Here is an 11,602-nt window from a genome sequence, read left to right as displayed (position 1 = left end):
TCTGCTCGACCCGTTCTATAGCAGCGCCCATATGGCGATCGATCATCATGGGCTGGAGATGTCGCGGTTGGCCAAGACGGCGATCGTGGCTGATTGGCCGGTGGCATTGGATCACGTCAACGTCTGCGTTTCACCGGAGGCCGTCGGCGAGAACTGCGGGCGATGCGAGAAGTGCCTCCGCACGATGCTGGCCCTGATAGCGCTCGGGAAGCTGAATGCGTCCGCGGCGTTTCCTCGACGCGACTTTCGAGCCGCGGACCTCACGAACCTCGAGATCGGAAACGCCTATCAGGCGAGTTGCTATCGCGATCTGCTTTTGCCGCTACGCGATCGGGGACGATCCGATCTTGCGGCCGTGCTGGAGCGCAAGCTCGCTCCTCCAACCCGCCTCAGTCGACTTGTGAGGACGGCGCGCACCACCTTGCGGCCCGTCAAAAGCGTCTTCAAGGCCGCTATTTCCCGATAGCCGCCTCATGGGGCATGGGGTGAATGCGGATTGCCTCTTATCTGATTGGGTGTCTCGGATATCGTTACTAAACATTCCGGGAAGTGTTGGTGCGGTTACAGCATCAGGTTGTGCCGACACAATCTGGAAACGCAGTGCTGGCACCATGCTCGACAACGGTCAGCTTACCGGGCAGGAGGGGTCCTAATGCCCCTTTGGGCTCCTCCTGAATTTTCCTGCTCGCTGCCCGTTGGCCAACCGAACCATTGGCTTACGCGGTATGCTGACCACCCTCGACGACCCTCCGCAAACCAGCCTTGTCTGAACACCTCGTAAGCAGCCATTAGCGCCTGCGCCAAATGGCTTGCGGCGGCGGAATTCGCTGCCGTCTCGTTCTTGGCGCACGTCTCGCACGTCTCTTGGAAAACTTCGTACAGGAGCGGAAGATCAATCGAAGTAACGTACCGTCTGTGAACCATCGCCAAACCCAGAGCCCATTGAGCGCATCGCAGTATCCTTTCCGCCGCGTCAACGTAGTGAAAGTTGAGGCGCAACCCGCACTGTCGAGCTAGACGACACGAGGGGCCGCTCGCCCGAACGGCTGTCATTGACCAGCGATCCCGACGAAACTAACGTGGCGTTGCAGCCTGACCGCAATTCAGGGTGCACTGCTTAGGCGGGAAGATAGGGAAGATCGCGCCCCCCGTGGTTTCCCCTATCAGCGGTCGCACTGGAAGCAGTAACTTCTCCAGCGCTTTCGCTGCCACCCTAAGCGGCTGCAGCCATCGCGATCCTGAGAGTGGAGTACCGATTACATTTATCCGTTGATCGCCTCGCCGCAGCAGCGGGAATGAGCCTCACCGGCTTTCACAAGCATTTCAAGTGTGAACCAGACCCGAAAATTGACCCCAGGCCAGATCGGCAGCAAGCACATGACTTTGCAGGTAAATTCATAGTTTCGGTGGGTCATGGTCGGCGCCGATCATGACCCACTCACTTTTTCATATCGTGTCGCTAAATCAAATAGTTGGGCTACGCTCGTTAGGGGTTAACTTTCGATACTGACACACACAGATGCTGCAGAAATGGCTCTGTCCCACCTCGGAGCTGCCGGAGGATGTTGGCGCGCCCGCGGCGAGCTCAAACGCGCCTTTCGGCACAACAACAGAAAGAGAAACCGGCGCTCCGCTTCAGTGGCGAGCATATTAAAGCGAGCGGATCATGCGGAAGATATCGCCCGGCGCATCGGCCGTGATCTGGCGCACCTTCGCTTCGACGAGCGTGCAGAGGGTGGCGTCGCGAGTCTCTCGACCGGGATTGACCGTCCAAGCGTCGGTCTCGATGCCGAGGTCGAGAAGGCGCGCAACGAGCGGGAATCCCTGCTTTTCGGCGGCAACTATGGCGTCGAACCGGAGGTAGACGAGGGTCACGCCGGCCATGCGACGCTCGATGTGACGCAGGAGGCGCTCCGGATCGCGGAGGCCTGGCTGGCGGGAGACTGCCAGCATCGGATCATAGCCCAGTCGAGCTCCGGGGATGGCAGCGGCGAGGCGGCGTGCATCGTCGAGATGGTGCGATCCGATGATGATGCCTTCAACGCCGGTGACTGCTGCCGCGTCAGCGACCGCACTGTCAGGCGGGCGGCGTCCGCCGACAATCTTGAGGTCGAGCTGAAGATTGGCCGACGGCGCTCTCGGCATAGTTCGAAGCGGGGCCAGCAGCTCGGCGAGTGACAGAACCGGCGCATCGGGATCGCCTTCGCCGTCGGCGTTACGGTGGAAAAGCCCTTTCATCGATGCGATTGGCATACCCGCAACGAGGCCGCGGCCGGTCGTAGAGGGACCGAGCGTCGGATCGTGGACAACGGCGAAGCGGCCATCGGCGGTGGCGAGTATGTCGACCTCGAGGCTCGCCCCGAGCTGCCAACCGAGCGCGAGGTTCGAACGCTTGAACGGAGCCTCGGCCAGGCGCGTCCGCAGTTTGTGCCATTTAAGCCGGATCGGGCCGTGGGGACCCTCGACCGCTACGGGCGTGCTCGACGTCCGATCCACGATTTCGACAACGGTCATTGACATCCCCTCTCCCGCTCAAGCGAGTTGAATACAGGTGGAAGTGCCCCACCATGCTTCGCGTGGTCCCCCTTCCCCCCGTTTACAAGGGAGGTGCCGAGCGAGCGAGGCGGAGGGGTCGCCAACCGCATCAATTGAAAAAACGCTAGCGCGACAAGCCAGCCCTTGCCCGGCGGTGTCAAGCCGGCGCGTGGACATGTGCGCCGGGGAGAAGCTTCTGGTGCGCCGTCTCGAAGACGAGCGAATTCTCCGGCGAGAAACCGATCTTCACCTTTTCGCCTGTCGCGTGAGTGGCTGATGAGCCCTGCTCGAGCACGCGAATAATGCCAATGCCGGTTTCGACGACGTAGAGGATCTCGCGGCCCATCGGCTCGATCTGCACGATATGGCCGGTGAAGCCAGAGTCACCAAACCTGAGGTGTTCCGGCCGCAGTCCGACGGTTACAGCCCCTGATGCACCCTCGACCGGAAACTTGGCGCCGTTCACGGCGACCGTTCCACCCTGGGCTTCGCCCGCGATCAGGTTGATGGGCGGGGAGCCGATGAAGGAGGCCACGAACAAGCTCGCCGGCCTCAGATAAAGGTCGTCCGGCGTCCCGATCTGCTCGATCCGGCCGGCGCGCATGCAGATGATGCGGTCGGCCATGGTCGTCGCCTCGATCTGGTCGTGCGTGACCAGCACGGTCGTCACGCCGAGCTTCTCCTGCAGCGACTTGATCTCGGTGCGCATGGAAAGCCGCAGCGTCGCGTCGAGGTTTGAGAGCGGCTCGTCGAGGAGGAGAAGCTGCGGCTCCTTCACCAGCGCACGGGCCAGCGCGACGCGCTGCTGTTGCCCGCCGGAAAGCTCGCTGGGCTTGCGCTCCAGCAGTTCCGCGACCCGGACGAGGTCGGCGGCACCCTTCACCCGGCCGAGAGCCTCGTCACGTGGTGTCTTCTTGAAGCGCAGCGGGAACAGGATGTTGTCGCGCACGCTCATATGCGGATAGAGTGCGTAGGACTGGAAGACGATGCCGACATTGCGGTCGCGCGCCTCGACTTCGTTGACGACATGGCCGTCGAACAGCAGCTCGCCGCCGCTCGGCACATAGATGCCGGCGAGCATGAACAGGCTCGTCGACTTGCCGCAGCCGGAGGGGCCGAGCAGTGCGACGAACTCGCCGTCCTCGATGACGAGATTCATATCCGGGATCACCTCGACATCGCCGAAGCGCTTCACCACGTTGCGGAATTCGATCTTCGCCATCGCAGTCAGCCCTTCACGCCGCCGATCGACATCTGCATGAGATAGCGCTGCGCGGCCAGGTAGAGGATGAGGCTCGGGACTAGGTAGAAGACGCCGACCGCCGAGACCACGCCGTAATCAACACCCATGACGTCATCGCGCACCCAGTACATGTAGAGGCTCATGGTCCAGTTGGTGTTCCTGATCAGGAACGTGAACACGAAAATGTACTCTTCCCAGCCGCGGATGAAGGTGAAGACCGCGATGGCGAGAATGCCGTTCCTGACCTGCGGCAGCACAACGCTCAGGAACGCCTGCCGCCGCGACGCGCCGTCGGTGAGAGCGCTCATCTCGATGTCCCACGGCACCGCGTCGAAGAAGCCCTTCATGATGAAGATGGCGAAAGGCAACTCGAATGCGACAAGCACCAGGATGACGCCGAAAAGCGTGTCGAGGAGCCCGATCCAGTAGAGCATCAGGAACATCGGCACGATCAGCGTCAGCACGGGGAATGCGTGCAGCACCAGGAGCGAGCGCAGCATCGCGGAACGGCCGGGGAACTGGAACCGCGACAGTGAGTAGGCTGCGAGCGAGGCCACAGTGACGACAATGGCCGTCTGTGTCCCGGCGATCAGTATCGAGTTGCCGAAGGCATGCCAGACATTGGGGAACTGGACCGCGCCTTTTACTTCTCCGATACGCGAGCGCACCACCGAGGCGAAGTCCGGCTCCCACAGGAAGATGAAATTGCCGATGTGCAGATCGGGGCCGACCAGCAGGGCGAAAGCAAAGGCAGCGACCGCGGCGACTGCCCCCATGCCGATCCACATTTGGCGCCGGCTTTGTGCGAACGCAGCGGCGAGCCACAGCGCAATGACCGTCGGCACTACAACCGCCATCGAACGCCAGAGCACTGCCGTCTCGGCGACGCCTGTCTTAGCCGAGAAGGCGATGGTGACCAGCCAGAAATAGGGCAGGATGATCGGCAGCGAAACTGCGATCAGGAAGGCGTAGAGCACAACCGCCTTGGCGCGGCGAAGCCCGCGCGCCCGTGCCGCCAGCACATCCCAATCGACTACGGGTTCGGGCGCCGAAAAGACCGCGGGGGTTGCTTTCACTGCCATCAATGCACCTCGATGCGCGGCCGCTGGAGCAGGCGCTCCATATCGAAGAAGCGCCAGCCGAGCAGCGCGACGGCTACGCCGATGACAATGAGAAAGAGCGCCAGTGCCGCGCCATACGCGTACTGGCCGCTCTCGAAGGCGCGCCGGTACACGTAAAGTGCGTAGACCGTCGTGTCGTAGAACGGCCCGCCCTTGGTTAGCAGCAGGATGTACTCGAAGCTCACCAGCAGCGAGAGCGTCTGGTAGATCGTCACGAAGCTGATCGGCCAGCGCAACGCCGGCAGCGTGATGAACCGTATCTGCGCGAAGGTGCCGGCGCCGTCCACTGCAGCCGCGTGGAACAGGTGTTCGGGAATGCCCCGGATCGCGGCGGTGAAGATGATCATGCCCATCGAGGCGCCGATGAAGCCGTTGGAGATGATGATGAGCGCGATTGGGGCGGAGGTCAGCAGGTCGAGCGGCGCGTCGAGGCCGAAGCCCTGCATGAGGACCTGGTTGACGAGCCCCGCTTCGGCCGGGCTCACGGCCCAGAGCCAGAGCAGGATGTAGAGCACCGACGGGCTCATGCGCGGCAGCAGCCAGACACCCCGGAAGAAGCTGCCGGACACATTTCTGAGCGACGTTGTAGCGATGGCGAGGATCAGGCCGAAGGTCACGTTGAAAATCGCCAGCGTGCCGAAGACGTAGATGAAGGTCAGCCCGATGACCGGCGTCAGCCGGCGGTCACCGCGGAAAATCTTCTCGTACTGCTCGAGAGTAAATCCGGTGATGCGCAGCGAGCGGCTGAGGTCGGTGAAGGAGACCGCGATGTCGATGAGGACCGGGACGATGAAGAAGAGGACCGTGAGGACGATCGCCGGGCCGAGAAAGATCAAAAAATTCGCACGCATGCGTGTCGCGGACCGCGCATGGCCGCGCCGCTCGATCATCAGTTCATCTGCTGTCGTCGTCATCGCATGGCCGCTCGTCGCGACGGCCGATCCCGACCGTCGCGACTCGGATCGCAGCTACTTCACGACGACGTCTTCGAGGCTCGCCGACGCCTCGTCGATCACGAACTCCGCTGCATCGTCCGCCGAAAGCCGCCCCGACTCTATGCCTTGGATCGCGGCATAGATGATGCCGTTAAGTTCGCCGAACTGCGCATTGTTGGGCAGGAATTTTGTGATCTTGAGCAGTTCGGTTGCCTTGGCAAGCGGCCAGGCCTCGGCATAGCGCGGGTCTTCGAGTTGCTCGGGCTTGATGCCGATATGGGTCGTGGTGACCGCGTGGTCGGTGTTGAGGTCGGCCGCCGAGGCATGGCCTAGCAGGCGGACGGCGAGTTCGGGCTCCTTGGTACTGGCAGAGATCGCATAGACGATCGGATGTGTCAGGCTGACCGGCGAGCCGCCTTTCGCGGCTGCCGGCCCGGCGATCCAGCCCCAATCGGCAAAGAAGCCTTTCTCGTCCTTCGGGAGCCCGTAGGTCGGGAACGCGACACTGCCGAGGTCCCAGATACCGTACATCCAGAAGGCCGCGTTGCCGGTGTAGAATTCCTTGCGCAGCGCGTCGAATTCCATCGCCGTGTTGTTGGCCGGGATGACCCCCTCCTTCACCGCGCGCTCGAACCAGCCGAAGGCCGCGGCAAGCTTGTCGCGCTCGAGCAGCAGGTTGCCGCTCGCCGGATCGACGAAATCGTTGCCGTAGGCATTAAAGGCCATGATGTAATCGGGGCCTTTGTTCGGCCGGTGGAGGATGCCGTACTTGGCTTTCGTCTTGTCGACCACCTGCTTGGCGATATCGATGAGCTCATCCATCGTCAGGTCGCCCGACAGCGCCCGCTCGGGCAAGGCGTCGACGAAGGCGTCGTCGTAGCCGGCTTCGCGCAGGAGCTTCTTGTTGTAGAAGAACATCCGCGCTTCCGCGTCCTGCGGGATGGCGTAGGTGCCGTCCGGGCACTTTGCCGACGACCAGAGCGAGGGAAAGATCGTGCCGAAGTGCTGCGGATATTTGGCGATGTAGTCGTCGAGCTTGAGGAGGAAGCCGTCCTCCTGGAAGGCGCAGACCCATTCATGCGCAGCGATGAACATGTCCGGGCCCTGGTCGATGCCGAACACTTTCAGGAGCTGCAGCGCGTCGTCGTCGAACCCCTTGGCCGGGCTCTCGCGCACTGCGACCTCGACGCGCTTGGGCGAACCTTCGGCCTCGAGTTCCTTGTTCAGCCGCTCGGCAGCCTTGACCACATTGCCGGCGCGCAGCGGCCCAGACGGATCCTGGCGCGACCAAAGCTCGAGTTTCACGGTCTCCTGCGCATATGCCGGCATTGTCGTGAAGACGGCCGCCGAGCCGCCCATCAGAATTGCGCTCAGAAGCGCTGCGGCAGTTCCACTGTTCCAGTGATTCATCCTGTTATCCTCCCGGTTGCGACACGCTTCACCGCGTCGTCATGTTATTGCAATGCTGTGCAACACGATTATGAATGGGCTTCGGGGAATGTCCAGTGGGAGGATTCGGCCGTGGCTGACGGCAAGGACAATGGCCAGGGCCGCTTCGTGAGCGCCCAGGCGGTCGCCGAGCGGGCGGGCGTGTCTCGGTCCGCTGTCTCGCGCGCCTTCACGCCCGGCGCGAGCATCGCCCCGGGGACGCTGGCGCGGGTGCATGAGGCAGCGGCGGCCCTCGGATACCAGGTCAACGATCTCGCCCGGGGGCTGCTCGCCAATCGCAGCCGACTGGTCGGGCTCGTGACCTCCGATGCCGATTCCCCGTTCCGGGCGCAGATGATCGCCGCGCTGTCTCAGGCACTGATCGAGCGCGGCAACGTGCCGGCGATCATCAACATCGGCCCGACGACGGAAGACGTTGCGAACGCCAGCCGACAATTGCTGCGCTACCGGGCGGAGGCGACAGTCTTCCTTTCCGGTTCGCCGCCGGAGAGCATGGTCGAGCTGACGCGGCAAAACGGGCAGCCGCTGATCCTGATAAACCGCGCCGAGACCGGCCTCGACAGTGTCCATTGCGACGACATGGACGGCGCGCAGCAGGCCTTCGAGGCCTTGTCCTTGACCGGAGCCTCCCGCTTCGCCGTGATCAACAAGGAGGATCCGAGCCCGAGCCTGGGCGCCCGCGAGCAGGCCTTCGCCGGGTTCGCCGTCGCGTCCGGGTTTAAGCCGGGTGTCGTGCGCGTCGGTCACTCCGATTACGATGGCGGACGAGAGGCGGCGCGCCGGTTGCTGGCAAGCGGACCGGCGCCCGACGCTCTCTTCTGCGTGAACGATCTCATGGCGTTCGGCGCGCTCGATCACCTGCGCGAAGCAGGCCTGCGCGTGCCCGACGACGTCTCGGTCATCGGCTTCGACGACGTGCCCATTGCCGCATGGACCTCCTACAGGCTGACGACGCTGCGGCAAGATCCCCACCGTATCGCCAAGGAGGTCGTGTTAATCCTCGACCGACGCATTGCCGATCCGGATGCGCCACCGGTCTCGGTCTATTTTCCGGTCGAGCTGGTGGTTCGCGAAACTGTCAAGGCGCGCCGGTAGGGAAGCGCGTCGTCATAACGAGGGAGGGCCAACTGAATATGGCTTTCAGCTTCCTGGCCCGCGAGATGGGTCATGTCCGTGTCTGCGGCCATCGCGGCTACAGTCTTCGCTACCCGGAGAACACGCTGCCGGGGCTCGAAGCGGCGAAGGCTGCGGGCGCGACCACGGTCGAGATCGATGTCGTGCTGACGGCTGACGGCGAGCCGATCGTCCTGCACGACCTGACCGTCGACCGCACCACGGACGGCCACGGCTTCGCGGCCGACCTCACCCTGGAGCAAGTCCACAGGCTGGATGCCGGCGGCCGGTTCCATCCTGCTTTCGCCGGCACGAAGATACCGACCGTCGCGGAGGCGCTCGACTGGGCGAAGGTAAACGACATGGGGATCGTGCTGGAGATCAAGGAGGCAAAGCAGCCGGACCTCGCAGTCGATCGGGTGGCGGCGTTGCTGCGAACAACCGGCACGCTCGACCGCGTCATTATCATCAGCTTCGACCATGTGGTGCTGAAGGGTGCGGTAGAGCGCCATCCAGGCCTTCGGACGGAAGCCATCACTCACGCCCGCCATGTCGACATTGTCGGCGTGCTGAAGGCGTGCGGCGCTGCGTCGGTCTCGATCGAGCTCGATATGTTCCACGTCGACGACGCGCAAGCACTGCATGATGCAGGTTTCAGCATTCGCCTGAGCCTGCCCCGCCCCGACAAGCTCGCCGAATACTGGCGCGGCGGCCGCGACCCGCTGCCGAAGATCGTGCGATGGATGGCCGGCGGGCTGATCGATTTGATCTCGGGTGACGACGTGCCGTTCATCGCCCGGCTCGTCAAACAAGCCGGCCAGACCGGCTGAGGACATCTCGTCATGACTCAACTGCAGCCGAACCTCCTCGATAACCGTCTGCGAGCGGCGGAAGCCGTCGTCCGCGAGGCGGGCCGGCTCGCCGCCGACCATTTTGCCCGGCGCGAGCTCCTCAGCATCGATCGGAAAGGCGCGCAGGATTTAGTCAGCGAGGCGGACCGCGAATGCGAGGACCTCATCGTCGCCGGTCTCAGCCGCCTCTTTCCGGAAGACGGCTTCCTCGGCGAGGAGCGCGGGACCCGCAACCCGGATGCGTCTGCCGTCTGGGTGATCGACCCGATCGACGGCACGCACAATTTCCTGACCGGCGTTCCATTCTGGTGCGTCTCGGTTGGGCTGGTCGTCGACGGCGATCTGACGCTCGGCATCATCTACGATCCGACGGCGGCCGAGCTCTTTTCAGCTAGAAAAGGCGGCGGCGCCTTTCTCAACGGCCGGCCGATCAAGGTGAGCGGCGAAACGGATCCGACGCGAGCGCGCATCTGCATCGGCTTCAGCTATCGCCGGCCGGTCGCGGAGCATGTTCACGCGGTCGATGCGCTGCTTTCGGCAGGGTGTGAATATCTGCGGCTCGGCTCCGGGGCGCTCGGCCTCGCCTATACGGCCGCGGGACGATTCGACGGCTACTGGGAGCGCCACATGAATTCGTGGGACGCCGTGGCCGGATTGCTCCTGGTCCGCGAAGCGGGAGGCTGGACGAATGATTTCGCGACTGTGCACCTGACGGAAGGCTGCGAGATCCTCGCCACGACGGCGGCGCTGGTCGACACAGTCAAACGGCATGTAACGTTTGGCAGCTCCGAGTGATGGCCTACAAGGTCGATGAAAGCTGTCTTCGTTCTTTTCGACTCGCTCAACCGCCATGTGCTTGCCCCTTATGGCGGGAAACGGGTGCCGACGCCCAATTTCGCCCGTCTTGCCGAGTGCGCCGCAACCTTCGAGCGTCATTATGTCGGCAGCCTGCCCTGCATGCCGGCGCGCCGCGACATGCAGACCGGACGTCTCAGCTTTCTCCACAGAAGCTGGGGGCCGCTCGAGCCGTTCGACAATTCTTTTCCCGAGTTGCTGGGCAAGGCCGGCGTCTACAGCCATCTCGTCACCGACCACTTCCATTATTTCGAGGATGGTGGCGCCACCTACCACACCCGCTACGACAGCTACGACTTCATCCGCGGGCAGGAGGGCGATCCTTGGAAAGCCATGGTGCAGCCGCCGTGGGAGCGCCTGCGCGAGATGTACCATGAGCGGCAGTTCAGCCACGCGGCACGCGACAAGTTCCGCCGCAACATCGTCAACCGCGAGTTCATCAAAAAAGAGAGCGAATACCCGTCGGTGCAATGCTTCGTCGCCGGTTTAGAGTTCCTCTACCAGAACAGGGCAGCGGACAACTGGCTCCTGCAGATCGAAACGTTCGACCCGCATGAGCCCTTCACCGCGCCCGAGCGATTTCGCGAGAAATTCAGGACCGCCTGGAATGCGCCGATCCGCGACTGGCCGCGCTACGGCCGCGTCGACGAGCTGCCGGAGGAATGCGAAGAGCTACGAGCCAACTACTACGCCGTCGTCGCTCTTAGCGATTTCCTGATGGGACAGCTCCTCGACTATTTCGACGCGCACGACCTTTGGCGCGACACGGCGCTCATCGTCACCACCGATCACGGCTTCCTGCTTGGCGAGCATGATTTTTGGGCGAAGAACCGGATGAACATGTACGAGGAGATCGTGCATATCCCGCTCTTCGTGCACGATCCGCGCCGGCCGGCAGGCGCCGGCGTCCGCCGCTCGGCGCTCACCCAGACCATCGACCTGGCGCCGACCTTCCTCGACCTGTTCGGCGTTCCGGCCGCCGCCGAAATGCAGGGACATTCGCTGCTGCCATTGCTGCGGGCCGACGGCTCGCGCCGTCGCGGTGCGCTGTTCGGCTATTTCGGCGGCGCGATAAACGTGACGGACGGGCGCTACACCTATCACCGTTTTCCACCGAATCCCCGTTCGCAGGAACTCTACCAGTATACGTTGATGCCGGCGCATATCTGGGAGCCGTTCACGCCGGAAGAACTAGCCCAGGCGTCGCTTGCCGACCCCCTGCCCTTCACGAAGGGAGCGCCGGTCCTCAAGATCCCGGTGACCGAACGTTCGCCCATGTTCGACAATTGCGGTCCGGGTGCGTTGCTGGAGAACGAAACGCGCCTCTACGACCTCGCCAATGACCCCGGGCAGAATTCGCCGCTTTCCTCGCCCGACATCCAACGCAAAATGACGCTTCTCATGCACGATCTGATGCGTGCCAATGACGCTCCGCCGGAAGCTTACGCGCGCATTGCAATGTAGCCTGAGTAAGACGAGCGCTTCTAATGCACCGCGCTT

10 protein-coding genes are annotated in these 11,602 nt (G+C 63.2%); 5 read left to right on the top strand and 5 right to left on the bottom strand.

What is annotated here, in order from left to right; genetic code table 11:
* On the top strand, window positions 1–466 hold a 466-nt coding region (locus G6N73_RS32240; protein WP_206079212.1), incomplete at its 5' end, for a hypothetical protein.
* Window positions 467–1,650: 1,184 nt separating this feature from the next.
* On the opposite strand, the gene G6N73_RS32235 is transcribed toward G6N73_RS32240, so the two are convergent.
* The 5 genes from G6N73_RS32235 to G6N73_RS32215 form a co-directional block, all read right to left on the bottom strand.
* Entirely contained in the window at window positions 1,651–2,514 is an 864-nt protein-coding gene (locus G6N73_RS32235) for a glycerophosphodiester phosphodiesterase (RefSeq protein ID WP_165033993.1), read from the bottom strand.
* A 178-nt stretch (window positions 2,515–2,692) separates the two neighbouring features.
* A complete protein-coding gene (locus tag G6N73_RS32230) occupies window positions 2,693–3,757 on the bottom strand; it encodes an ABC transporter ATP-binding protein (RefSeq protein WP_165033992.1) in 1,065 nt (354 codons plus the stop codon).
* Between the two features lie 5 nt (window positions 3,758–3,762).
* The gene (locus G6N73_RS32225; protein WP_165033991.1) at window positions 3,763–4,860 is read right to left on the bottom strand and encodes a carbohydrate ABC transporter permease; all 1,098 of its coding nucleotides are present in this window, start codon (window positions 4,858–4,860) and stop codon (window positions 3,763–3,765) included.
* A complete protein-coding gene (locus tag G6N73_RS32220) occupies window positions 4,860–5,813 on the bottom strand; it encodes a carbohydrate ABC transporter permease (protein ID WP_165033990.1) in 954 nt (317 codons plus the stop codon). The genes G6N73_RS32225 and G6N73_RS32220 overlap by 1 nt, the downstream gene beginning before the upstream one ends.
* A gap of 54 nt (window positions 5,814–5,867) precedes the next feature.
* Entirely contained in the window at window positions 5,868–7,244 is a 1,377-nt protein-coding gene (locus tag G6N73_RS32215; RefSeq protein WP_165033989.1) for an ABC transporter substrate-binding protein, read from the bottom strand.
* A 111-nt stretch (window positions 7,245–7,355) separates the two neighbouring features.
* Between G6N73_RS32215 and G6N73_RS32210 the strand changes: the two genes are divergently transcribed.
* Genes G6N73_RS32210 through G6N73_RS32195 form a run of 4 tightly spaced genes read left to right on the top strand, consistent with a single transcriptional unit; the run spans window position 7,356 to window position 11,566 of the window.
* Window positions 7,356–8,378 carry a substrate-binding domain-containing protein gene (locus G6N73_RS32210; RefSeq protein WP_165033988.1) on the top strand — a complete coding sequence of 341 codons (1,023 nt, stop codon included), beginning with the start codon at window positions 7,356–7,358 and terminating at the stop codon, window positions 8,376–8,378.
* A 38-nt stretch (window positions 8,379–8,416) separates the two neighbouring features.
* A complete protein-coding gene (locus G6N73_RS32205) occupies window positions 8,417–9,226 on the top strand; it encodes a glycerophosphodiester phosphodiesterase (protein ID WP_165033987.1) in 810 nt (269 codons plus the stop codon).
* Between the two features lie 12 nt (window positions 9,227–9,238).
* On the top strand, window positions 9,239–10,042 hold the full coding sequence (locus tag G6N73_RS32200; protein ID WP_165033986.1) for an inositol monophosphatase family protein: 804 nt from the start codon (window positions 9,239–9,241) through the stop codon (window positions 10,040–10,042).
* A 15-nt stretch (window positions 10,043–10,057) separates the two neighbouring features.
* Window positions 10,058–11,566, top strand: a complete 1,509-nt coding sequence (locus G6N73_RS32195; RefSeq protein WP_165033985.1) for a sulfatase — start codon at window positions 10,058–10,060, stop codon at window positions 11,564–11,566.
* Window positions 11,567–11,602 lie beyond the last annotated feature (36 nt).

The sequence above is a fragment of the Allomesorhizobium camelthorni genome (genome assembly GCF_011045125.1).
Taxonomy (GTDB): domain Bacteria; phylum Pseudomonadota; class Alphaproteobacteria; order Rhizobiales; family Rhizobiaceae; genus Allomesorhizobium; species Allomesorhizobium camelthorni.
Note: the sequence above shows the minus strand (reverse complement) of the source record. Positions and strands in the feature narration are given on the sequence as shown.